Genomic DNA, 23,409 nt, shown 5'->3' with positions numbered 1-23,409 from the left:
GTTCAAGAGAAGCAAGGATGCCAAAAGGCTTCCTTGCTCCTTCTATTCTTCCCCTTTTTCAAAGGGGCTTTTTTTATTCCTCCATATGGGAAGTATCGTTCATCTCCAGCAGCATGAAATCTTCCGTCAGCGGACTGTAATTAACCGTTGTGATGCTTGCATTTTCTACAATAATGCTTTCTACCTCCGGATGATTGCGCATCATATAGGAGACAAGATAGGCGATGGTGGCGCCGTGGGATACAATCGCAACATCCTCCCTGCCTCCGGTGATCCTTAATATTTCCCTGACCGCCCACACACAGCGGCTTAAAACCTGGTCCCGGTTTTCCCCGCCTGGAGGGGATGCTTCGTCAGGGCATAAAGCCCACCGTTTGTATTCCTCTGGATACGCTTCCATGATCTCATCCCACGTCATGCCTTCCCATTTGCCAAATTCCACTTCAATAAGCTGGGGCATGGAACAGATTTCCACCTTTTGCCTGCTTTTGATCTTTTCGGCGGTTTCCATGGCACGGGTTAAGGTGCTGGAAAAAATCCTGGAAACCGGGCGGGAATCCATGCCCTTTGCCAGCAGCTCCGCCTGCCTTCGGCCCGTTTCATTAAGGGGAATATCGTGGCTCCCCTGGATTTTTCCCTGAATGTTCCAGTCTGTCTGTCCGTGGCGCATCAGATATATCTTCATCTCATCTCTCCCAGTCTCTTATTCTTCGTAATCGTAATCATCAGCCTCTTCATCCCCAGTGATTTCGATGCCCTCCACTTCTGCCAGGGCTTCTAAATCCATGGTTTCAGCATTCAAGCTCATGGCATCCATTGCAATCTTCATAATTCCCTTTATTTCTTCCACGGTCATCTTCATCTTGTCTGCCAGCTCTTCTACCGTTGCCTCCCGTCCCAGTTCCCCTGCAAGAAGCTGGGCTATCCGCTGAAGCACATTCACCCGGGCAGCCAGCTCTTCTCCTGTCTGCTTTGCAAACTGCTGTTCCTCCACAGCAGCATCAAGGGCTTCCTTGATTCTCTGGTTTTTAAAGCTGTCAAACTCCGGTCTGTCTTCTGACTGGACATACTCCTCCACAGCCATCATGAGTGCCATATTGGCTTCCTGGACCAGATCTGTCATAAGAACGCCCCTGCCGTCATATTCCCTGGCATATTCCAGGGCAGCCCGTAAGTTTCCTTCAACAAGCCTTTTTTTCGCTTCTTTTCTGCCCTCTGCTGCTTCCTTTAAAAGGTCTTCCTGCTCCTCCCTGCTACAGGGAGGGATATGTCCCATCTCTTCCAGATACATCTGGTAAAAATCATCATGCATACTCTTATTCCGCTCCTTCTCTTTTTCATATCCTGGCTCCTGTGCCCGTACTATACCGCACCCCAGGAAATTTGTCAAACGCCTTTACAAACCAATCAGATCCATGATAGAATATCCATATGTTTATAAGGAGGACTAATAATGGATATTAATTATGAACTTTATAAAGTCTTTTACCACGTTGCCACCACCTTAAGCTTTTCGGAGGCATCCAAACAGCTTTTCATCTCCCAGTCGGCAGTCAGCCAGTCCATCAAGGTGCTGGAGAAAAAGCTGAACCAGACCCTTTTCGTCCGAAGTACGAAAAAGGTCCAGCTTACTCCGGAAGGAGACATCCTCCTAAAGCACATAGAACCAGCCATTAATCTGATTCAAAAGGGAGAAAACCAGCTGCTGGAGGCCAATACCTTAAACGGCGGCCAGCTGCGGATCGGTGCCAGCGACACCATTTGCCGCTACTACCTTGTTCCATATTTAAATAAATTTCATAAAACCTACCCCAATGTACACATCAAGGTTACCAACCAGACTTCTATTGAATGCGCTCATCTTCTGGAAAGCGGGCAGGTTGATTTTATTATTACCAATTATCCCAACTCAGGGCTTTTAAGCTCCCAGAATACCCGGGTCATCAACGAATTCTCCGATGTATTTGTCGCCAATCAGGAATATTTTCCTTTGAAGGGACAGACCGTAAGCCTTGGGACTCTCCAGACCTATCCCATTCTGATGCTGGAAAGAAAAAGTACGACCAGCGAGTTCCTTCATCACATGTTCCAAAAGGAACAGCTTGATCTGGTCCCTGAAATCGAACTGAGCAGCAACGATCTTTTGATCGACTTAGCCCGCATCGGCCTGGGGATCGCATTTGTTCCGGATTTCTGCATTCCTGAGAATGACAGGGACTTATTCCAGGTAAAGCTTTCGGAAAAGCTTCCTACCCGTCAGATGGTCGTAGCTTATAATGAGAACTTACCCGTTTCCCAGGCTTCCAAACAGTTCATGGACATGCTTTAACCGGTAATGGCTGGTTTTCCGCTGCCGCCCCCTTTGGGGCGGCAGCTTTTACTTTCGCCCGGTCCAAAAGTTCTGGACCACTTCATCCACATTTTTTAGCTTCACTTCATAATACCCTTCCCATTCCCTTGGAAACAGGGCCTGATAATCCGTTTTTATAAAACGTTCATCAAGCAACGCGATAACTCCCTCATCCCGGACCGTACGGATTACCCTTCCTGCTGCCTGCATGACCTTATTCATCCCCGGATACTGGTAGGCATAATCAAATCCGTTCTGCTCCCTGGAATCGAAATACCCCTTTAAGATCTCCTGCTCCGTACAGACCATGGGAAGTCCGGTGCCAACGATGATGGCTCCGATCAGACGTCCTTCCTTTAAATCAATTCCTTCTGAAAATACGCCGCCCATAACGCAAAGGGCCACAAAAGAATCCTTCCGGTCCTCTGAAAATTCCTTTAAAAACTCCTCCCTCTCCTGTTCGCTCATGTGAGAGGCCTGGGACATGTAGGCAAACTCCTGCTCCAGTCCTTCTGTTTCCTCAAGAATTGCCTCTACTGCCTTTAAATACTGGTATGACGGCAGAAACACCATGTAGTTTCCTTTTCGGGCTGACACGATTCTTCGCATATAATCCACTACCTTCTGGTACTCCCGGCGGTTTCTTCTGGTATAGCGGCTGCTGACATCAGAAGCGACAAGGAGTAAACGTTTCTCCTGATCAAAGGGAGACTGGGCATATACTGCATATTCTTCCTGGTCACCGCTTAGAAGTTCCTTATAATACCGCACCGGGAGCAATGTGGCAGAAAAGAACACGGTACTGTTTCCCTTGTCCAGACACTCTTTTAAGTTTTTCGCCGGATTTACGCAAAACAGCCGGAGCATAAAGCGTCCGTCAGACAAAAGCTCTGTATAGATCCGGTAATTCTCATCCAGACGGTCATAGATATTTAAAAGATCCCGCAGTTTAAAATAGAAATCCAGAACCAGGTCCCGGTCTTTAAATTCCTCGCCGCTTTCCATAAACTTTTCCATTTCCCCGAAAAGTGTCATGACACCGGTCATAAAAAACCGGATGTCTTCCAGGATCTGAAACTCCTCACATTCCCGTTTCATTTCCAGAAGCTCTTTGTTGCACCGCTCCAGCATCCGGACAAGCTTTGGGCTCATGGATTTCAAAATCTTTTTAATAAGAAGAAAGTCCTCCTTATAGACAGTTGCGCTGTACATTTCCCTGGCTCTTGGAACAAGGTTATGGGCCTCGTCTGTCAAAAACAGGTAATCTCCGGCGATGCCTTCGGAAAAATACCGTTTCAAACGGACATTCGGGTCAAATACATAATTATAATCACAGATAATGGAATCCACCCAGTTGCTGATATCCAGGCAGAATTCAAATGGGCATACCTGATATTCCTCTGCATAACGAAGTACTGTTTCTCTGGTGATTCCGGCTTCCTTGTGGATAATATCATATACCGCATCACCCACCCGGTCAAAATGGCCCTTGGCATAAGGACAGGCATCCGGGTTGCATTCCGGTTTTTCAAGGAAGCACAGTTTTTCCTTTGCCGTAATAGTCACTGAGTTTAAATACAGCCCATGCTCCCGCAAAATATCAAAAGCTTCTTCCGCCACGCCTCTGGTTATGGTTTTTGCAGTCAGATAAAATAATTTATCTCCAAGCCCTTCCCCAATGGCCTTTATGGACGGATAAACGGTGGAAAGGGTCTTTCCGATTCCCGTAGGCGCCTGGATAAAAAGATTCTTCTTTCTGGAAATACTCCGGTAAACGGCTACCACAAGCTCCCTCTGCCCTTTCCGGTAGGGATAGGGAAAGGAAAGCTCCTTTATGGACTCATCTCTTCTTATTCCATGGTTATATAAATATCTTGCCCATTTAATGTACTCGTGAATCAGACCCTGAAACCAGCTTTCCAGTTCCTCAAAGGATTTTTCCACTTGAAAACGCCGTATTTCCTCTGTTTCAATGTTGCAGTAGGTCATCTGCATGACGGCCCCATTCAGCCCGTGGTCATAACAGTAAAAATACCCATAGCACATGGCCTGGGCTAAATGTACTTCAATAGGCTCTGATAAATAGGACAAATCCATATACATGCCTTTGATTTCATCAATGGTCACCCCTTCCGGTTTATCAATGATGCCATCGGCCCGCCCCTCCACCAGAATTTGAAACTGATCCACTTCTATCTCATGCTTTAATACCACTTCCGCCCGGTAGTCTGCACCCATGCGGCGCTGGATCTTCCTGTGTATCCGGCTCCCTTCCTGCATGGCGGTCTTTTCAGCCCCTCCGGTCCGCCGGTTATCTAAGTCGCCGGAGCGCAGAACAAGCTCAACTAAATTCCTGACAGATATTTTCAGGATCTTTTTCTCTGTCTCCTCCACTCCGGCGTCCCCTCCTTCCTTTTCTTTCCCGTTCTTTTCTTTTTCAGCTAAATATAAAGAGTGTGCAACTGCCGCGAAGCATTTTCCCATGAATAAAAAAAGGGAACTGCAGGCCGTACGGCATACAATTCCCTCTTTCCGTTGCATCTGTTTATGCTGCTGAACATTTACCTGGAGCTTTCGCCGCCAGAAATGCCTCAAACTCTGCATCTTCCCCGTTAAATTCAACGGTCAAAACCTGTGTCAAATCTAAACTCAATACTCCTAATATAGACTTTGCGTCAATGGTTACTCTATTGTAATACACGTCTATGTCAAAATCACATTTAGCAGCAGCAGCAACAAAATTCTTCGCCTCGGCAACATTCGGCAACATAATCTTAAACTGTTTCATAATCACAACTCCTTTTTAAAGTGAAGAAAAAGTTATAGAATATATATATCATGTTTGACATGATTTGTCAAATTATGTTTCATATACGATTATATGGCCTTTTTTTGTGCATATCCTGTAATTATCTCTGAGGGAAAGCTTTGTAGATAAGCATATTTTTGATGAGACAAGTTTTATTTTGGGAATGATTATCAATGATACTTTTCATTCTAATTCAATTTCACGGTTTTACCTTATGATTTTCATATAAAACGCCAAACCAAGCCCATGAAACTTGACTCCTGTCCATGGACTTCCTTTTCTATCATATTTTACCACAAACAGGGATTCAATAACAGCAGAATTAATTTTTTATTTTTTACTAAAAACTGTTGCAATTTAAAAACTTCTATGCTATACTCTCTAAGTGCTCAGGCAGAGTTAAAATGCCGACCCATAGGGGAATAGTTCAATGGTAGAGCAACGGTCTCCAAAACCGTAAATGGGGGTTCGAGCCCCTCTTCCCCTGCTTTTTGTTGCTTTGATTCCTTTATTCATAAGGGTTTCAGAGCTTCTTTTTTTTATTCTTGTGCCCAACTGTGCCCGGAGGTACATTCAAAAGGCATTCTGTATCATTGTCAAAGTTTCTAAAAAAACTCACCATAAGGCAAGCCCAGTGTTCGCATAAAGAATGGTATCACACTTAAACAGCAGGACCACAGACAGTTTTATCAAAACAGGAACAGCCGGCAGATATTCAAGGAGAGCGTCTGCCGGCTGTTATATGTTGTTGGAGATTATCTTTGTTATCTCTAAGTTAAGGCTGCGTTGCAAATATGTATTTAAATCGCTAGAAATCTTAGTACTTCATCAGTTTTTACAGGCCGTTAATGAAGTACTATGCCGCTATTATACATGCTGTGGTATAAATTTTTGCGATACTCACTCAGATACGGATCAAGGAAGTACTTTTCATTCTTATAAAATTCCAGTTAAATTACTTTTTATATCCGCACTTTGGACATACGCCGTTTTCATTTAAGGCAATACCACACAACGGGCAACGGTCAATTTTGTTTTTAGTCTCAAATTCTTCGGAAGCCGCATTAACACCGCTGGTAAATGTAATCTTGGCAATGTTCAGCTTATCCTTCAGCAGATCATAAACAATCTTGATCATACCTTCAACGGTCATGGTCTCTTTGGTCACAACCAAACGGCACTCCGGATATGCGGTTGCAAGCGCTGTCTTGAAAGCGGGGCCCTTCATTTTATTGGTCGGTGCACCGTCCTTAATGCCCTGCTTTTCGTAAACATCGAGGATTGCAGGCAACAGGGGATCGTCTTCCCGCAGGACCAGCGCATGATCGAAGTTTTTCAGGACTTCCCATGCTGTCTTCTGAATTTCATTGCAAGGGAAAACCATATTGACGCCGGAATTAACAGAATCTTCGACCTCAATCGTCAGGATGCCGGTGTGACCGTGCAAATATTGTGCTTCGCCTTTGAATCCAAAGAATCTGTGTGCGTACTGCAGGTCTAATGTTGTAATACTTCTCATAGTTATTCTCCTTATCTATATTATTTACGGGGTATTTCTATGCTCCCGTATGCGCACTAAACAATACTTTACCGAGATATCTGCGGTTATTCTAATGGATTGCTTTTGCATTCAGAGCAGATACCCTTGAAAACGATATCGTGCCCGGTAAATTCGAACCCATGGGTATCCTTGATAGATTTCTCCATATCTGCTATATATTCCATGTCCACATCAAAAACACGGCCGCACTTTACGCATCTTGCATGATAATGATCGCCGCAAAGATGGTCGTAACGGTCAGCCCCGCCGGGAATCTCCCTTTTTCGTATATCGCCCATTTCGCATAGCCGCTGCAGGTTCCGATACACTGTCCCTCTGCTGATATTTGGGTGTTCCTTAACAAGCGCATCATATATCTGGTCTGCGGTCGCGTGACACTTCAGCTTATTTACGGTCTCAAGGACTAACGCGCATTGAATGGTATTACGTCTAATCATAAAGCTAACCTCATCATAGTACTTATTTCTAATTAGGATTATATCTCAATAAGAACAATATGTCAAGTTCTTTTTTAATAAGCGGTCTTTTTTACTACCATAGATGAAATGCTCTGTATAACCGCTCTGCAAATAGCCAAATCGGACCTAAGCGCCGGAGCCGCCAGATGACTGGCGGCCCCCGCATTATATTTGATATTATTCTGCAAACGCACCGGTATATAGCTGATAATATTTCCCCTTTTCTTCTATAAGCTCGTCATGGTCGCCGCGTTCAATAATCCGCCCCTGATCCATAACCATAATGGCGTTGGAGTTTTTGACTGTAGACAGCCTATGGGCAATGACAAATACTGTTCGTCCTGCCATTAAGCCATCCATACCTTTTTGAACAATTGCTTCCGTGCGAGTGTCGATGCTTGAGGTTGCTTCGTCCAAAATCATGACAGGTGGATCGGCTACAGCGGCGCGCGCAATGGCAAGAAGCTGACGCTGACCGCCTGAAAGATGTCCTCCGTCCCCCGCAATCACCGTATTGTAGCCATCCGGCAAACGCATGATAAAGTCGTGCGCGTTTGCAAGCTGTGCCGCATGCATGATTTCTTCCTCAGTTGCATCCAGTTTCCCATATCGGATATTGTCAGAAATGGTGCCTGTGAACAAATGGGTATCTTGTAATACAACTCCAAGCGAGCGCCGCAGGTCATTTTTCTTGATTTTGTTGATATTAATGCCGTCAAACCGGATTTTACCGTCCGAGATATCATAAAAACGGTTGATCAGATTAGTGATGGTGGTTTTTCCTGCGCCTGTTGCGCCGACAAAGGCTATTTTCTGTCCGGGTTTCGCGTAAATAGAAATATCGTGCAATACCGTCTTGCCGCTGCTGTATCCGAAATCAACGTCAAAAAACCGAACATCGCCCTTAACCTCCGTATATGTAAGGCTTCCGTCCCCATGAGGATGTTTCCATGCCCATAGCCGGGAATTTTCTGCACACTCCGTAAGGTCACCGTTTACGTATTTTGCGTTGACCAACGTGACATAGCCAGCGTCTGTTTCAGGCTGTTCATCCATTAGGTTGAAAATCCGTTCCGCACCCGCGAGGGCTGTGATAACAGCATTGATTTGCGTGGATACTTGTCCGATTGGCGCACTGAAACTCTTTGAAAGAGTTAGAAATGCAGCGATGGTTCCAAGTGTCATGCCACCAACGCCGCCCAGCGCCAAAGCGCCGCCAACAAGTGCAATCAGTACATATTGCAGCGCACCGATGTTCATTGTGATTGGCAAAAGTATATTCGTAAGGCGGTTGGCTTTTATTACTTGCTGTTTTAATTCTTCATTCTTCTCGTCAAATTTTCTTAATGCCGCCTCTTCATGGCAGAACACCTTAACAACTTTTTGACCGTTTATCATTTCTTCAATATAGCCGTTCAGGCCGCCAATGAGCTTTTGCTGTTTGATGAAATGCCCCGCTGCCCTTCCTCCTACCTTCTTTACAATAAAAAGCATGACTGCAACACAGGTAAAAACCAAAAGGCTGAGGGGAATGCTGAGCGCCAGCATGGCCGCTGCCACTGTAACAACCGTGACGATAGAAGAAAGCGCCTGCGGAAGGCTCTGCGAAATCATTTCCCGAAGCGTATCCGTGTCATTGGTATAACGGGACATGATATCGCCATGTGTATGTGTGTCGAAATACCCTATAGGCAGCGATTGCATATGCGAAAACATATCGTCGCGGACTTTTTTGAGCACCCCCTGCGCAACAGTAACCATCATACGGTTATACAGCAGCGTGGCCGCAACGCCGATGAGATAAATGGTTCCCATGATAAGAATCGCTTTGAGAAGCCCGGAAAATATGGGATTGTCGCTTAAAAGAAGCGGGGAGATATAATCATCCACCAGCCTTTGAATAAACATTGAACCAATAACAGTGGAAAGTGCGCTGATAATAATGAAAAGAAATACAAAAATCAACGAAACTTTATACTTGCCTGTGATTGTCTTCATCAGGCGTTTTACGGTACTATTTTTCTGCATCAAAATCGCCTCCTCCCTGAATTTGCGAATTGTAGACTTCTTTGTATATCTGATTGCTGCTGAGCAGCTCATCATGCGTTCCGACGGCATTTATCAGGCCGCCGTCCATAACAATAATTCTGTCGGCATCCTGAATGGAGGAAATTCGTTGCGCTATAATCAGCTTGGTGGTATTTGGAATTTCTTCCTTGAGTGCTTTTCGGATCAATGAATCGGTTTTGGTGTCCACCGCGCTGGTAGAATCGTCCAAGATAAGTATTTTCGGCTTTTTGAGCAGCGCCCGTGCGATGCAAAGGCGCTGTTTTTGACCGCCGGAAACATTCGTGCCGCCCTGTTCGATATAGGTGTCGTAGCCATCGATGAAGGATATAACAAAATCATCCGCTTGCGCAAGGCGGCTGACGCGCCGGATTTCCTCGTCATCCGCATCCGCATCTCCCCAACGCAGGTTATCTTTGATACTTCCGGAAAACAGCAGATTCTTTTGAAGAACCACCGCTACCTCACTTCGGAGCGCTTCGATGTCATAATTGCGCACATCCACACCCCCGATCAGCACAGCCCCCGTAGTTACATCATAGAGCCTTGGAATAAGCTGCACAAAGCTCGTTTTGGAGCTGCCGGTGCCGCCGATAATCCCTATGGTTTCACCCGAAGAAATTTCAAGATCCACCCCGCATAAACAAGGCCTGCTTTCATCGTTCCTATAGCTAAAGCTTACGTTTTTGAATACAATTCCGCCGTCTTTTACAGCCATAACAGGATGCTCTGGATTCTTAAGGTCAGATTCCTCCTCCAACACCTGGACGATTCTTTCAGCGGAAACCCGGGAAATGATAATCATTACAAAAACCATCGAGAGCAAGTTTAAGCTCATCAATATTTGCATGGTGTAGGCAATAATGCTCATCAACTCACCGGTAGACATTGTGCCGCCTACAATCAGCTTTGCACCGATCCACGCAATCAGTATCATGCAGGCATTTACGCAAAGCTGAATCAGTGGTGCGTTGAAGGCTACCCTTTTTTGCGCTTTCGTGAAATCCGTATAAATATCGTTTGAGATTGCTTCAAATTTTTCCTTTTCCATTTCTTCACGGACATAAGATTTCACCACACGGATACCATGCAGGTTTTCCTGAACAACGCTGTTGAGTTTGTCATATCTTTTAAAGGCGCGTGTAAAGATCGGGTGTACGCTTGAATGAATGAAGAATAATCCAAGACCCAAAACCGGAATTGCGCCTAAAAATATAAGCGAAATCTTCGCGTTCACACGAAAAGACATACTAAGCGCTAAAATAATCATTAACGGTGCGCGTACCGCCTGACGAATAATCATTTGATAGGCGTTCTGCAGATTGGTGACATCGGTGGTCAAGCGGGTAACAAGGCTCGCGGTGGAGAATTTATCAATATTCGAGAATGAAAAATTCTGTACGTTGCGATACATATCATGCCGTAAATTCCCGGCAAAACCTGCCGACGCGGTCGCGGCGAAGATGCCGCTCATAATGCCAAATCCAAGTGATAGTAAGGCAGCCAAAAAGAGGACAATACTCATTTTAACAATATAATCCATGTTGCCGCCAGTGATGCCAAGGTCGATTAAATTAGCCATTAAAAATGGAATCAAAACCTCCATAGTTACTTCAAATGCCATAAATACAGGCGATAGGATTGACGCTTTTTTGTATTGCCTGATTGACTTTGCGAGTTTCTTAATCATGCGGGATGTTCCTCCTTTGTACGTAAATCATGGGAAGCTTCAGATATAACGACATTTTGTACGATAGCCTTCCCACAGTCGCCGTTATTTGATTTTGTGGGACGGCATTTTCAATAGGTTCCATTTTAGTTCTGTCCTTTTCATATAAAAAATTGCATAAAAAAAACGAGCGGCGTGAATCAACTGGTCTTACGTGATTCACACCGCTCGTTTCATTAAGAATAGCATATACCAAAGTTTCATGCAAGTGTTTTTTTCCGTATATACCTGATGCCGGCGTAAGCATTACATTTGCATTATGATACTCGTCCTATTTGCTTTATATATTGCTTTATGACATATTCTTCTCGATTGAATCAGTATAAGAAGCGATAGAGTCATCATCTATAATTTCAACATCATCGTATCTGGCTTTCATTGCATTAGCCAGATCAACTGCTTCTTCCTCCGAAAACCCCAAATCTACCCATGCCTGCACTTCTTCGTTCAACATCGTTTTTCCTCCAATACAACGTCTTAAATTATTTGTGACTCACAATCATTGCAGCGATATACCCCAATCCGAAGATCACTCCCGCAACCAGCCATGAAGCGATACACTTAATTATTGTTGCTTTCGTCATCGCTGCAGTAAGCACCCCAGCCTTAGATGCTGAAACACAAACCATAATGGGTTTAATGAACAGAGTCCAATAGCCAATATAAACAGCCAAAATTATTCCTAAGAAAAATATTCCGATGGACAAATATCCTCTCATAAATTCCGCTCCTTGTTATACCCTTGTTATATTTTATTCCCATTATACCCAAAGGTAACATTATTATAATTCAGCCGCGCTTTCACTTTTGTACTCCTTCGTAATAAAAGCATTCAACTTAACAGTCAGTCGGATATTCGCAATCTGCTTCGTCGCTTGCTCACAGCATGCTCCGGTTTACCGGGCACAAGTAAGTCCCCACCCACCACTTATGCCTTTCCGGCATTGAAGTGGTGGGTGGGGACTTACTTGATGAGGTTAAACTATTTCTTCCTTCAGCCATTTTACCCACTCAGCATAATATTTTCCTAGTACATGGGAACCGTCTGTTGTGTATGCCTGATTCAAGCTGCCTCCGTCATCGTCAAATATTTTATTAACATCAATATAATAGCAGCTGTTCTCTTCCGCTATCTTCTGTATTTCCTGATTCAGCCTATTGATTTTACTGTTACTGTAAACAGGACTTTTCTCTGATTTTTCACTGGTTATGTGGAGATTTGCTTCCAGGACCAGGATTGCTTCTGGCTGCATTTCTTTGATTTTGTCCAAAACTGCTTTATATTGTTTTATAGTCTGGGACATATCATAGCCCAGTTCGTTGATACCCAGCATCAGGTAAATCATCTGGTATTGTTTGCTTGAAAGTACTTCATCCAGAGTTAGTTTCTCACCCCCTGATGAAACGCGGGCAGTTAATACATTGAATACGCTCATGCCGGAGTTGGCAAATACCGAGGCATTCCCCAAATCTCCATACTCGGAAAGTCCCATGGTTCTGGAATCTCCAACAAAAAGTACGCCTTCGAAATTTTCCGGCGGCTTGGGCCTTTGTCCTGGCTGCAGCAATATGGCAGACGGCGCAAATTCTGCATTCCTATCATTTGCCCCGCTCGAACTTTCCGTTACATCTGCACCACTTGCTTTGCTTGCACCGTCTATTGCGCTCTCATCAGCAGTTTTGCCTGAACCTTCAGTTTCATCTGAATTGTCAGTTTCGGCTATACTATTAGTTGTATCTATATTATCAGTTATGTCTAAACTATCAGATTCGTCTAAACTATCAGTTTCATCTAAACTATCAGTTTCATCTAAACTATCAGTTATATCTATACTATCATTTGTGTCTATACTATTAGTTGTGTCTATACTGTCCTCATGCAACCATTTGCTTCCTGCCGGGTTCAACCGCAGGGCTGTTAACTGATCCATGCTTCCAGCTGATGCATGCAGAACGGCAATCAGTACCAGACTGATGGTCAAAAGAAGGGTAAACCAGTATTTTCTCATCGCTTTTTCCTCACAATCTAAAAATTGAAATACATAAACGGATCATTTGCCCCCATTTTCATACAATAGACACACAGCCAGAATATGATCAAAAGGGCGATTGCCGTACATAGGCTTTCCCGTTTTCTGTCATACAGTCTTCGCGGAAGACCTGTCATGAAAATGAGTCCAGCGCATAGGGACAGTCCGTAGCTCCTTCCGTATTTCAGGAAATCTCCGGCAAAATATGTATATTTCCCGGCAGGCGCCAGTAAGGGGAACAGCCGCTGAATGTAAATTCCCAACTGTGAAAAATCCGTTATTGCAAATAACATCCACGTAAGAGGAATTGCAAACAGCATATACACATGTCCTGCAACTCTCCAGCGTTCCAGCAGTTTTCCCAGTCCCAGCTTCTCCAATGAAATCAGCGCAAACAATACAATTCCCCATAAGAGAAAATTGGGGCTTGTTCCGTGCCACAATCCGGTAAGGAGCCATACGGCAAGCATGTTTCGAAAGGTTTTAAAGGATCCCTCACGGTTTCCGCCCAGCGGAATATAGACATAATTCCGAAACCAGCCGCCCAGAGTCATATGCCATCTGCGCCAAAAATCTGTCATGGTCAGAGCCATATAGGGATGGTTGAAGTTATGGGGAAGGGGAAATCCAAGCACTCTTCCCAGTCCCCTGGCCATCAGGGAATAACCATAGAAATCAAAATACAGCCGAAGGCTGAAAGCTGCCAACCCCATCCATGCAAGAGGCGTTGAAATACTTTCATAACCTACTGCTCCGATCTGGCTCCACAGTCCGCCGATCTGGTTTGAAAGCAGCACTTTCAATCCAAGTCCGATTGTAAATTCCCGGAGTCCTTCTTCCACTTGTTCCAGGGTGTGGACCCGCTTCTTAATCAACTTCCTGAGAGAAGCATAGGACACAATCGGTCCGGAAATGAGCTGTGGAAACATGGTCATATACAGGGCAAAGTCCAGAAATGATTTTTCTGGCGGCACCTCCCTTCGATACACATCAGCCTGATAAGAAATGGCCTGGAAGGTATAAAAGCTGATTCCCAGGGGAAGAGCCGGATGAGGAATCGAAAGGGCGGCTTTCTCCAGCCCTCCAATTTGAAGCAATAAACTGAACTGTTCCATCAGAAAGCCGGAATATTTAAACAGAATCAGCCAAAATAAGTTGTAGGCAATTCCCAGGCGAAGCCATTTCCTGCGTCTGAAACGAGATTTGTATCGTTCCATTTTCCTGCCAATGCAGTAATTGACGCAGACAGATAACAACAAAAGCATCATATAAGCTGGATGGTCTGTAACTCCAGAAAAATAAAAAAGCAAGCTTCCTGCAAGCAGGCAGATATTTTTTGCTCTATCCGGGCACACAAAATAAAAAAATAGAAACACCGGCAGAAATTTAAATATAAACTCCAGGCTGCTAAAAATCATTTGACATTTATTCCTAACATTTGTATTTATTATATTAGACGAATCAGGAGACCGAAAAGTTGCAGATTCCTGCAAAATTTTGTATGCGTATGTAAAGCAAAAATACTATTTAAGCTATAATCACTCCTACCTGCAGACAAATTACGTCCATTGTTTTAACTCCTGCAGCCATTGTACGTCCGCTTATACCGCCTATTTCCTGGACGAAATCAAATATCCTCCTATCGGTAAAAGTGATTTTCACAAAAATCTTCATCCGTGACTAACCTAGCATGCAGGCATATAAAAATAGCCTTGCAGGCGCTTTCGGAGCAAGGTAAGTACATCTGTTATTTTTCCTGTTTTCGCGGGAAATTTCTCAAATGCTGATCGGGAACGATATATCTCTAATAAAATAAGGGTGAAGCCATAAATGGCTTCACCCCATAACCCGAACAATCGCCTCTCTTACATTCGTGGCTCCAATCAGCCGCATCCCTTCCACTTTCCCCATCTTTCCCAGGGAAATTTCCGGCAGCACGCAGGTGTTAAATCCCAGCTTCTTTGCCTCATTCACTCTCTGCTGTGCCATGGACACGGCCCGCACCTCTCCTGCCAGTCCCACTTCCCCAAAAATAATGGTTTTCGGGTCCACGGCCTTGTCCTTCATGCTGGACACAATTGCCATCATAATTGCTAAATCCAATGCCGGCTCATTCATACGCAGACCGCCCGTAATATTTACATAAGCATCAAAATGGGACAGGTCATAATGGCACCGTTTCTCCAAAACAGCCATCAAAAGATTCACCCGGTTATAATCCGTACCAGCCGCAGTACGCCTGGGCATACCGAAAGCTGTTGGGGTGACCAGGGCCTGAACCTCCAATAGCATGGGTCTGGTACCTTCCATGGAACAGGCTACCACTGCACCGGAGGCATCCTCCGGCCTTCCGCTGAGCATATATTCCGAAGGATTCTTCACCTCTGAAAGTCCGCTTTCAACCATTTCAAAAACGCCGATCTCATTGGTGGAGCCAAAACGGTTCTTCACTCCCCGGATGATCCGGTAAGAAGCGCTTCTGTCTCCTTCAAAATACAAAACCGTATCAACCATATGCTCTAAGACTCTGGGACCGGCCACTACGCCTTCTTTTGTCACATGACCTACGATAAATATGGCGATTCCCGCCCCCTTGGCGATCTGCATCAGGATATTGGTGGATTCCCTTACCTGGCTGACACTTCCCGGGGCGGAAGAGATTTCTTCCCGGAACATAGTCTGTATGGAATCAATGATCACCACATCTGGCTTTTCCTCTTCTATTGCACGTTCAATCAGCTCCAGGCTGGTTTCACAAAGGAATAATAAATCCCCCTTCACTTCCCCGATTCTGTTTGCCCGCAGCTTGATCTGTTTTAGGGATTCTTCTCCTGATATGTAAAGCACCTTCCTGCTGCCGGCCGCCAGATTGCGGCAGACCTGTAAAAGCAGCGTAGATTTTCCAATGCCTGGATCACCGCCTACCAGCACGAGTGAGCCCTTGACAACTCCGCCGCCCAAAACCCGGTCCAGTTCCTCATATCCGGTCATCATCCGGTCCTGCTCGTCTAAATGAATGTCAGACAAACGGGAGGGCTTGGCATTCAGAAAATGATTTCCGGCGGTCCCGTCCCCTTTTCCGCTGATTCCCCTCTTGGCAGCCGGCTCCTTTTTCCCGGAAGGCTCCTCCACAAACGTATTCCATTCCTTACAGGCCGGACACTGTCCCAGCCACTTTGCCGATTCAAATCCGCATTCCTTGCAGAAAAATGCGGTTGTCTTTCCCTTTGCCATGGGAATTTCCTCCTATTTACCAGAGAAATATGCAGGCATATTCGTCCGGCTCATTGCTCATACAAAAAATCTGGGCCCGGCTCTTTATAAAAGAGCCGAACCCAGCTTCTTATCCTGTTATTTTCGTTTGATCTTCACTGCTACAGGTGTTCCTTCATTCAGTTCCACGCTGATGGACAGCTTTCCGCTCATATTGGTTCTCATGCCGCCCGCGGCAGCATCATCCACATATACCTCATATTCGGTATCCTCTGCCAGCTGAACGGTCAACTGAGCATCCTTGTCACCTTCTACTAAAAATCCCACCCCATCATCGGATACGGTGAAATTCATGGCGGCGGTTCCCGGTACGGATTCGTATACGAACATGCCATTTCTTTCCAGCTTGGTTATCTCGTAAAAAGTCTTTACTTTATATAAATCACCGTCGTGTTCAAAATCCTGTAATTTTGACTTTGTCTTTAATTTGTAATTACCAAAACTGATCGTCCCGTCTTGCTCTGAGCGGATTAATTCTTCAATTACCGGCATTGGTTTGCCCTCCTAGTATTTTTGTTTACTTATCCTTTTTTTAAGGCGATGAACTAATGATCTCGCTTGTAGCTATTATACACGAATTGATATCAAATGGCTAGTTATTTTACCAGCTCCCTGACAGAAAATTTTAGTCCGTCCTCACCTGCGGTCACAATTACGTCATCCCCTGTCTTTATCGTTCCATTTAAGATCTCTTCTGCCAGTTTATCCTCCAGGCAGTTCTGAATGGTACGCCTTAACGGCCTAGCACCGTATTTCTGGTCATAGCCCTTATTGATCAGGTATTCCTTGGCATCCTCTCCGATGTCCAGGGTGATACTCATCTGTTCCGATGTCCGTTTCATAATATCCTTCATCATGATCGTCACAATATCCTTCATGTGGATCTTATTTAACGTATGGAATACAATGATCTCATCGATCCTGTTAATGAATTCCGGCTTGAACAGACGTTTTACTTCTTCCATTACCCGTTCCTTCATGATCTTATAATCGGCCTTCTCATCCGCTGCTGCACCAAAGCCCAGACGTTTGGGAGATATGATGTTCTCCGCTCCTGCATTGGAGGTCATGATGATGATGGTATTCTTAAAATCAATCTTCCGTCCCTGGGCATCTGTAATATGTCCGTCGTCCAGTACCTGAAGCAGAATATTGAACACATCAGGGTGAGCCTTTTCGATCTCATCAAACAAGATGACGGAATAGGGATTTCTTCGGACCTTTTCACTGAGCTGTCCGCCTTCATCATAGCCTACATATCCTGGCGGCGAGCCGATCATCTTGGAAACGCTGTGCTTCTCCATATACTCAGACATGTCTACCCGGATCAAAGCATTGTCCGTACCGAACATGGCTTCGGAAAGGGCCTTGGACAACTCGGTTTTTCCCACACCCGTAGGTCCTAAAAACAGGAAGGAGCCAATGGGGCGCCTGGGATCTTTAAGTCCCACTCTCCCCCGTCGTATGGCCTTTGAAACAGCAGTAACCGCTTCCTCCTGGCCGATCACCCTCTCATGTAAGATGGCTTCCAGATTGCGGAGGCGTTCGCTCTCTCCCTCTTCCAGCTTTCTTACGGGGATCTTGGTCCAGCTGGATACCACATCAGCGATCTCTCCCTCATCGACTATGAGGTTCTTTGATGTTTTTTCTTTTTGCCAGCGTTCCCGGATCTTCTCTATCTTTTCCCGCTTCTTTTCCTGCTTCTTCTTAATGGCTCCTGCCTTTTCGTAAGCTTCGGCTTTAATGGCGGCTTCCTTTTGATCTTCCAGCTGCTCGATCTCAGCTTCCAGTTCCTTAATTTCAGCCGGCTCTACAAATGTGGTAAGGCGTACCTTGGAAGAAGCTTCGTCAATGACATCAATGGCCTTATCCGGAAGGAAACGGTCATTGATATACCTGGAAGACAGCTTTACAGCGGCCTTTAAGGCATCGTCTGTAATGGTTACCCTATGATGGTCCTCATACCGGCCTTTCAGTCCTCTTAATATGTCGACAGCAGCCTCTTCCGATGGCTCCTCCACCGTAACCGGCTGGAAACGACGTTCCAGGGCAGAGTCCTTTTCAATATATTTGCGGTACTCTTCAATGGTGGTGGCGCCGATCAGCTGCAATTCTCCTCTTGCCAGAGAGGGCTTTAAGATATTGGAGGCGTCAATGGCTCCCTCCGCTCCTCCTGCACCGATAATCGTATGGATCTCATCGATGAACAAAAGAACTTCCCCATCTTCGATCACCTCGGCAATTACCTTTTTAATTCTCTCTTCAAATTCTCCTCTGTATTTGGAACCGGCCACCATGCCGGATAAATCCAGGGTCAGAAGCCTCTTGCCTTCAATGGTCTCAGGCACGTCACCATCTGCTATCATCTGAGCAAGACCTTCCACAACTGCGGTTTTCCCCACTCCCGGCTCTCCGATGAGACATGGATTATTCTTGGTCCTCCGGCTCAGGATCTGGATCAGACGCTTGATCTCCGACTCTCTTCCGATGACCGGATCAAGCTTTCCCTGTACTGCAAGCTCTGTTAAATCTCTGCTGTAACTGTCAAGAGTCGGCGTACTGCCTTTTGACTTTGGTGATTTCAAAAGCTCTTCCTTATTGGCAGGAGCATCCTCTCCCATCGCTGACAGCACATCAATATAAAGCTTTTGAATGCTGATTCCTATGGTATTTAAAAGCCTGGAAGCGACGCAGTCATTGTCACGGATTATGGAAATGAGCAAATGCTCCGTACCGATAAGATTTGCCTTAAAACGCACGGCTTCCCGGTAGCTGTTCTCCAGAACCCTTCTGGCACCCGGAGTATACCCGCTGTCTTCTTTCAGCCGGACTGCCTGGTCAGGAGCGATTAGCTGGCTGATTAAGTTTAAAACCTTCTCCTCTTTAACACCATTTTCTTCCAGAACCCTGGAAGCTACTCCGCTGCCCTCTTCTAAAAGCCCGATTAATAAGTGCTCCGTTCCCACATAGCTGTGGCCGAGACGTTCCGCTGCCTGAACGGCCAGATTAATGGCTGTCCTGGCCTTTGTTGTAAATCTGTCTATCATAAATGCAATCCTCCTGTCATAGTTCCGGCAATTCTTTCCGGATAAATTCCGCCCTGGCTCCATCCAGTTCTTCCTTGCTTAATGGGCGGTCTGAAAGCTTCTGCAGATTCGCCGGCTGGATTCCAAGCATCAAGCGGTAGACGGAAAAGTCTTCCTCCGTATGGATCAGGCCGTCTGCCAGCCCTGCCATGATCTGTGATAGGAAAATCATAGCATCCCTGGAAGTCAGCCGTCTGGAGTATTTTAATACCCCGTAGGATTTGTATACTTCATCCTCTCTCTCGTCCCTGTGCCTCTGGAGAGAAAGCTTCCTCACTGAAAGCTCCTGATTGGTCAGCTGTATCGCGGCCTTTGTAACTGTATCAATAATTTCCCGCTCTGTCTGCCCCAGGGTTTTCTGGTTTGATATCTCATAAAGGGAACCGAAATTCTCGTCCCTTTCCCCATGGACGCCCCGGACAGAAGCTCCGAAGCGGCCCATATCGCTGATAAGCCCCTGGAACTTTTTTCCCTGTGACAGCATGGGAAGATGAACCACCACCGATGCCCTTAAACCGGTTCCCATATTCGTGGGAAACGAGGTGAGATAACCGTAACGATCATCAAATGCATAAGCAAACCGTTCATTAATGTAATCATCAATCTTATCTGCCCTTTCCCAAAGCTCCTCCAGATGAAGGCCCGTCTGGAGAAGCTGGATCCGGATGTGATCATCGCAGTTAAGCACGATGCCGGTGTCTTCATTCTCTGAGATAAAAATACCGGCAGGCTTTTTACTTAAAACAGCCGCGGAATTAAGGGTTCTCCGCTCTTTAAGGGCCACCCGGTCCAGCTCTTCCAAGTCTGAAAGCATGGCAAACTCAAAATTCCTGCCTTCTTCCCTGCCTAAATCCTTTAAGCCGAACTCCAGCCTGCGGACCATCTCATCGCTTTCTTTTTCATTAAGCTTTGAAGGAAACTGATAGTCCTGCCAGTTTCTTACCAGGCGGATCCGGCTGCTTATCACTCCAGGCCGACCAGTGTCCTTCTGTTCAAACCATCTAAGCATCTGTCTCATTTCCTTTCTTCAGCTCTCTTATCTTGTCGCGGCATACGGCTGCCGTTTCATAATCCTCAAATCGCAGGGCTTCCTTTAATTTGGCATCCCATTGAAAGATTTCCTCGTAATTGGCAGCGGTTTCCGGGTCTAATGGCGCCCCCGCAGAGCGGCCGTTCCCCTGGCCGGCCGGATCCATACTGTCCCGCCTCTGATAAACCGGTGTTTTTCCCGTGTGGACAAGATTTCCATGAAGCTGTTTTAAACTGTCCTCCATAAGGGGACCGAATACACTGTAGCAATCTGCACAGCCAAATCTGCTGTCTCTTACAAATTCATCGTAACCGGTCCCGCAGGTCGGACACAGGATCTGATGGAGCTTATCTGGCTCCTGATCCTTATCTTCTATTCCCAAAAGGCCGGAAAGCAGCTTTCCTAAGGGAAATTCCCCGTCAAAAATAGCTGCATACACGCCAAAATCCATCTCTTTCGCACACTGGGCACAAAAATGGTGCTCTTTTTTCGTTCCATTTACAACTTCTGTATATTGTATATTTGCTTCGCGAATTTTACATTTCTCACATAACATAAAGAACCTCCAATCCAGTGAATCACTCTTCCCCCTGGCCCCTTAAAAACGACTGGAATATCTCATCAACCAGCTGGTGAACCTCTTCACATGATACATTCTTACAGACTCCTCTGGCAAGCACAACGCCTAAATCTTTGCGCATTTCATCAAGGACCTGGATCTTATCCACGTCCAGCGATACTACGGCCCCTTTACGGCGGTCCAGCTTGACAAACCCTTCCTGTTTCAGAACAGAGTACGCCTTATTTACCGTATGCATATTAATCCCTATGTTGTCGGCCATCTGGCGCACGGAAGGCAGGGGGTCACCTTCTCTTATACTTTCAGTGGCGATTCCTATGATTATCTGGTTCCGAAGCTGAATGTAAATCGCTTCATCACTGTTAAAATCAATTTGTAGAAACATATTTTCACCATCTTTCGTTATACCTGTTATACACATAATAGCACAATCCATCGCCTTTTTCAACACAAAATATTATCAGGTATCATTCCCCTTTTTAAACGCATCCTGTGCTCTGTCCGAAACAATCCGCAGGTTCCTTCCTTATGATCAAAACCAATAACGAAAGCACCTTCATTCAGGTGCTTTCGTCATAGTCATTCCAATTGTTTAAAGTACTTTAATCATCTAAGTCCAAAAACTCAAAGTCGTCTTCATCCTTTTCTGGATCTTCCGTTTCCGCAACGTCATCCGGCTCCTTATTGACAGGCCTTGAACCGCCTTTTTCCCTTGGTTTCCCGGAATTCTCCGCACCGGAAGATTTAAGATCCCGTTCAAAGTCTTCCAGGCTGGTTTCTTCGATGAAATCATCCTCATCCTGGACTTCCTGTTCTGAATCATCTGCATAAAGAGGCTCGTCCAAGGTTTCTTCCTGGTATTCCGGATCCATTTCGGCTTGGGAGCTTTGTCTGTCAAACTCTTCCCTGCTGTATCGTTTGATCTTGCTTGTGGGAATTTCTTCCTCCGGCTCTGCCCACAGCCGGTTATCTTCCGGTTCTTGTTCTTTTCCTTTTCCAGATCTGCCGCTGCCTGGCCGGCCCCAGCCGGATCCGTTTCCTTTTCTTGCAAGGACGATCACAGTAACAAGCAATCCAAGGGCTACAACGCTCACTCCAATGAGAAGGTAGAGCTGCCTGTAGTAATCCTTAGCCAGCTGATCATATGTGTTGGCCATTTCCACATACTTACTATTGGAAACTCCGGAAGCATAGTATCTTTGAATGGTCTTTTCAGAAATATCATAACGGTAGAAATGTTTCTCTCCGTTCCAGTTCATTGCATAGAAAAGGCAATATTGTGGCTCAGCCTCTGAGTTTTCCACCCAGCCGGTCACTCGCGCGCCGTCGATATCGGCCTGCCGTTCACGGAAGCCTTCCGGCACAACCGTATCCTTATCAAGAGGAATGATGACAATGGCCTTTGCTACGGTCTCAACCTGTACGAACTGGGCCCAGGAATCTGAACCTTCATTGTAAATGTAGAATCCGCCGTTTCCTCCGGAATCCTTTAAATAAAGCAGAAGCAGGTCTTTTTCCAGTCCTTTTCCGGCCATGACTTCTGTTCCTTTATAGGAATAGGTCTCAGACTCAAAGCCTTCCGGAAGCGTTGATTCATCAAAGGATGAAGCAATGCTGTAATCGGTTCCGTTAATGGTCACCACTGCTTCGCCGAATTCGGCCTCAGAGGTTTCTGTATTTCCGCCTGTAGTTGGGGCTGTTTGTTCTCCCTCTGTTTTATTGACCTGAATCGTATAATTCTTAACGGTCTGCCCATCCTCTGCAGTTACCTTGATAACTACCTGGTTTGCACCGGGCTTTAAGCCCTTTTCTCCCTGAAGTGCTACATGGGCGCCTGCATTGGCTGCCACCGCATTCACTACTAAATCCGCTGTGTTTGCATCAACCTCTGCCGTATAGCTTTCTACAGACGCAGAAAACGCCGGAGTCAGGGTCCCTGGGGATATCTTTAATGATTTAAGCGTTGCATCCTTTGAATATGTGGCAGGAGATGTGACCTTGACCGTTGAACTCCCCTGCTTGCTTAAAGAAAGTGTCTGGGAATCCACATCATAGATTTCCTGGGAGGTCACGTTGATCTGGGTATTTCCTGCCTGCAAAGCCTTAAACTTTAAGGTAAAGCTAAAAGTTTTCTGATTGGCAGAATCCATGGTTCCCAGGACCTTAATAGCTCCTGCGCCGCCATTTGCATTGGTTCCGCTTACAAACTCCAATATATTCGGGTCATAAGACAGCATGACTTCCGCCGTACCCAGGGCACTGTCACTGGTCACTTTCATACTTACTGTTACTTCGTTTCCCACCATGACCGATGGGTCAGAAAACGCGATCTTAGCATCTGCGGCCCAGGATACCAGCCGTCCGGCAGGACAGGATATGGCAATCACACAGGCCAGAATCAGACCGGCCGTTAGTTTTTTCAGTTTCCTATTCATA

General features: G+C 45.7%; 20 protein-coding genes and 1 tRNA gene. 2 read left to right on the top strand and 19 right to left on the bottom strand.

All coding sequences use genetic code 11. The features are described from left to right. Window positions 1-73 precede the first annotated feature (73 nt). Window positions 74-685: a histidine phosphatase family protein gene (locus tag RT269_RS11365; RefSeq protein ID WP_313182706.1), complete on the bottom strand. Its 612-nt coding sequence runs from the start codon at window positions 683-685 to the stop codon at window positions 74-76. An 18-nt stretch (window positions 686-703) separates the two neighbouring features. Then, complete coding sequence (locus RT269_RS11360; protein ID WP_313182704.1) at window positions 704-1,312, bottom strand: sigma-70 domain-containing protein; 609 nt, start codon at window positions 1,310-1,312, stop codon at window positions 704-706. A 141-nt stretch (window positions 1,313-1,453) separates the two neighbouring features. Between RT269_RS11360 and RT269_RS11355 the strand changes: the two genes are divergently transcribed. Next, window positions 1,454-2,329, top strand: coding sequence for a LysR family transcriptional regulator (locus RT269_RS11355; RefSeq protein WP_313182702.1), 876 nt, complete (start codon window positions 1,454-1,456; stop codon window positions 2,327-2,329). Window positions 2,330-2,377: 48 nt separating this feature from the next. Here the strand turns inward: RT269_RS11355 and RT269_RS11350 are convergent, their stop codons facing one another. Both RT269_RS11350 and RT269_RS11345 read right to left on the bottom strand, forming a co-directional pair. Continuing rightward, complete coding sequence (locus RT269_RS11350; RefSeq protein WP_313182743.1) at window positions 2,378-4,744, bottom strand: ATP-dependent DNA helicase; 2,367 nt, start codon at window positions 4,742-4,744, stop codon at window positions 2,378-2,380. A 151-nt stretch (window positions 4,745-4,895) separates the two neighbouring features. Continuing rightward, window positions 4,896-5,138, bottom strand: coding sequence for an HPr family phosphocarrier protein (locus RT269_RS11345; protein WP_313182700.1), 243 nt, complete (start codon window positions 5,136-5,138; stop codon window positions 4,896-4,898). 437 nt (window positions 5,139-5,575) lie between these two features. On the opposite strand from RT269_RS11345, the gene RT269_RS11340 reads away from it, so the two are divergent. Then, a tRNA-Trp gene (locus RT269_RS11340) sits at window positions 5,576-5,646 on the top strand. A gap of 468 nt (window positions 5,647-6,114) precedes the next feature. Here RT269_RS11340 and RT269_RS11335 read toward each other — a convergent pair. From RT269_RS11335 to RT269_RS11265, 15 genes are all read right to left on the bottom strand, one after another. After that, complete coding sequence (locus RT269_RS11335; protein WP_313182698.1) at window positions 6,115-6,678, bottom strand: 6-pyruvoyl trahydropterin synthase family protein; 564 nt, start codon at window positions 6,676-6,678, stop codon at window positions 6,115-6,117. A gap of 86 nt (window positions 6,679-6,764) precedes the next feature. Next, complete coding sequence (locus tag RT269_RS11330) at window positions 6,765-7,157, bottom strand: Fur family transcriptional regulator (RefSeq protein WP_313182696.1); 393 nt, start codon at window positions 7,155-7,157, stop codon at window positions 6,765-6,767. Window positions 7,158-7,355: 198 nt separating this feature from the next. After that, window positions 7,356-9,206 (bottom strand): ABC transporter ATP-binding protein, encoded by a 1,851-nt coding sequence (locus RT269_RS11325; RefSeq protein WP_313182695.1) that lies wholly within the window; start codon window positions 9,204-9,206, stop codon window positions 7,356-7,358. Continuing rightward, window positions 9,193-10,935 carry an ABC transporter ATP-binding protein gene (locus tag RT269_RS11320; RefSeq protein WP_313182694.1) on the bottom strand — a complete coding sequence of 581 codons (1,743 nt, stop codon included), beginning with the start codon at window positions 10,933-10,935 and terminating at the stop codon, window positions 9,193-9,195. The genes RT269_RS11325 and RT269_RS11320 overlap by 14 nt, the downstream gene beginning before the upstream one ends. A 331-nt stretch (window positions 10,936-11,266) precedes the next feature. Next, the gene (locus RT269_RS11315; RefSeq protein WP_313182691.1) at window positions 11,267-11,428 is read right to left on the bottom strand and encodes a hypothetical protein; all 162 of its coding nucleotides are present in this window, start codon (window positions 11,426-11,428) and stop codon (window positions 11,267-11,269) included. Window positions 11,429-11,456: 28 nt separating this feature from the next. Further along, a complete protein-coding gene (locus tag RT269_RS11310) occupies window positions 11,457-11,693 on the bottom strand; it encodes a hypothetical protein (protein ID WP_313182689.1) in 237 nt (78 codons plus the stop codon). Window positions 11,694-11,951: 258 nt separating this feature from the next. Beyond that, on the bottom strand, window positions 11,952-12,983 hold the full coding sequence (locus RT269_RS11305; RefSeq protein ID WP_313182687.1) for a GDSL-type esterase/lipase family protein: 1,032 nt from the start codon (window positions 12,981-12,983) through the stop codon (window positions 11,952-11,954). 17 nt (window positions 12,984-13,000) lie between these two features. Then, window positions 13,001-14,422, bottom strand: a complete 1,422-nt coding sequence (locus tag RT269_RS11300) for an MBOAT family O-acyltransferase (RefSeq protein ID WP_313182686.1) — start codon at window positions 14,420-14,422, stop codon at window positions 13,001-13,003. A gap of 418 nt (window positions 14,423-14,840) precedes the next feature. After that, window positions 14,841-16,238, bottom strand: a complete 1,398-nt coding sequence (gene radA, locus RT269_RS11295) for a DNA repair protein RadA (protein ID WP_313182684.1) — start codon at window positions 16,236-16,238, stop codon at window positions 14,841-14,843. A gap of 117 nt (window positions 16,239-16,355) precedes the next feature. After that, complete coding sequence (locus RT269_RS11290) at window positions 16,356-16,769, bottom strand: endosialidase (protein WP_313182682.1); 414 nt, start codon at window positions 16,767-16,769, stop codon at window positions 16,356-16,358. Window positions 16,770-16,873: 104 nt separating this feature from the next. Beyond that, window positions 16,874-19,324 carry an ATP-dependent Clp protease ATP-binding subunit gene (locus tag RT269_RS11285; RefSeq protein WP_313182680.1) on the bottom strand — a complete coding sequence of 817 codons (2,451 nt, stop codon included), beginning with the start codon at window positions 19,322-19,324 and terminating at the stop codon, window positions 16,874-16,876. Window positions 19,325-19,340: 16 nt separating this feature from the next. Then, window positions 19,341-20,372: an ATP--guanido phosphotransferase gene (locus RT269_RS11280; protein ID WP_313182678.1), complete on the bottom strand. Its 1,032-nt coding sequence runs from the start codon at window positions 20,370-20,372 to the stop codon at window positions 19,341-19,343. After that, window positions 20,365-20,949, bottom strand: coding sequence for a UvrB/UvrC motif-containing protein (locus tag RT269_RS11275; RefSeq protein ID WP_313182676.1), 585 nt, complete (start codon window positions 20,947-20,949; stop codon window positions 20,365-20,367). The genes RT269_RS11280 and RT269_RS11275 overlap by 8 nt, the downstream gene beginning before the upstream one ends. A gap of 22 nt (window positions 20,950-20,971) precedes the next feature. Then, complete coding sequence (locus RT269_RS11270; protein WP_312442274.1) at window positions 20,972-21,358, bottom strand: GntR family transcriptional regulator; 387 nt, start codon at window positions 21,356-21,358, stop codon at window positions 20,972-20,974. Between the two features lie 217 nt (window positions 21,359-21,575). Continuing rightward, window positions 21,576-23,408 (bottom strand): cadherin-like beta sandwich domain-containing protein, encoded by a 1,833-nt coding sequence (locus RT269_RS11265; protein WP_313182675.1) that lies wholly within the window; start codon window positions 23,406-23,408, stop codon window positions 21,576-21,578. Window position 23,409: the final 1 nt, after the last annotated feature.

This window comes from Lacrimispora sp. (assembly GCF_032078915.1).
Classification (GTDB): domain Bacteria; phylum Bacillota; class Clostridia; order Lachnospirales; family Lachnospiraceae; genus Lacrimispora.
The sequence above is the reverse complement of the archived record's forward strand: the minus strand, read 5'-3'. Positions and strand labels throughout refer to the sequence as shown.

Excerpts from the sequence above, each read along its gene's own strand:
- RT269_RS11280 (WP_313182678.1), bottom strand. The coding sequence starts at position 20,372 with ATGCTTAGATGGTTTGAACAGAAGGACACTGGTCGGCCTGGAGTGATA.
- RT269_RS11290 (WP_313182682.1), bottom strand. The coding sequence starts at position 16,769 with ATGCCGGTAATTGAAGAATTAATCCGCTCAGAGCAAGACGGGACGATC.
- RT269_RS11300 (WP_313182686.1), bottom strand. The coding sequence starts at position 14,422 with ATGATTTTTAGCAGCCTGGAGTTTATATTTAAATTTCTGCCGGTGTTT.
- RT269_RS11315 (WP_313182691.1), bottom strand. The coding sequence starts at position 11,428 with ATGTTGAACGAAGAAGTGCAGGCATGGGTAGATTTGGGGTTTTCGGAG.
- RT269_RS11345 (WP_313182700.1), bottom strand. The coding sequence starts at position 5,138 with ATGAAACAGTTTAAGATTATGTTGCCGAATGTTGCCGAGGCGAAGAAT.
- RT269_RS11265 (WP_313182675.1), bottom strand. The coding sequence starts at position 23,408 with ATGAATAGGAAACTGAAAAAACTAACGGCCGGTCTGATTCTGGCCTGT.
- RT269_RS11270 (WP_312442274.1), bottom strand. The coding sequence starts at position 21,358 with ATGTTTCTACAAATTGATTTTAACAGTGATGAAGCGATTTACATTCAG.
- RT269_RS11330 (WP_313182696.1), bottom strand. The coding sequence starts at position 7,157 with ATGATTAGACGTAATACCATTCAATGCGCGTTAGTCCTTGAGACCGTA.
- RT269_RS11285 (WP_313182680.1), bottom strand. The coding sequence starts at position 19,324 with ATGATAGACAGATTTACAACAAAGGCCAGGACAGCCATTAATCTGGCC.
- RT269_RS11355 (WP_313182702.1), top strand. The coding sequence starts at position 1,454 with ATGGATATTAATTATGAACTTTATAAAGTCTTTTACCACGTTGCCACC.
- RT269_RS11360 (WP_313182704.1), bottom strand. The coding sequence starts at position 1,312 with ATGCATGATGATTTTTACCAGATGTATCTGGAAGAGATGGGACATATC.
- RT269_RS11275 (WP_313182676.1), bottom strand. The coding sequence starts at position 20,949 with ATGTTATGTGAGAAATGTAAAATTCGCGAAGCAAATATACAATATACA.
- RT269_RS11310 (WP_313182689.1), bottom strand. The coding sequence starts at position 11,693 with ATGAGAGGATATTTGTCCATCGGAATATTTTTCTTAGGAATAATTTTG.
- RT269_RS11320 (WP_313182694.1), bottom strand. The coding sequence starts at position 10,935 with ATGATTAAGAAACTCGCAAAGTCAATCAGGCAATACAAAAAAGCGTCA.
- RT269_RS11335 (WP_313182698.1), bottom strand. The coding sequence starts at position 6,678 with ATGAGAAGTATTACAACATTAGACCTGCAGTACGCACACAGATTCTTT.
- RT269_RS11365 (WP_313182706.1), bottom strand. The coding sequence starts at position 685 with ATGAAGATATATCTGATGCGCCACGGACAGACAGACTGGAACATTCAG.
- radA (WP_313182684.1), bottom strand. The coding sequence starts at position 16,238 with ATGGCAAAGGGAAAGACAACCGCATTTTTCTGCAAGGAATGCGGATTT.
- RT269_RS11305 (WP_313182687.1), bottom strand. The coding sequence starts at position 12,983 with ATGAGAAAATACTGGTTTACCCTTCTTTTGACCATCAGTCTGGTACTG.
- RT269_RS11325 (WP_313182695.1), bottom strand. The coding sequence starts at position 9,206 with ATGCAGAAAAATAGTACCGTAAAACGCCTGATGAAGACAATCACAGGC.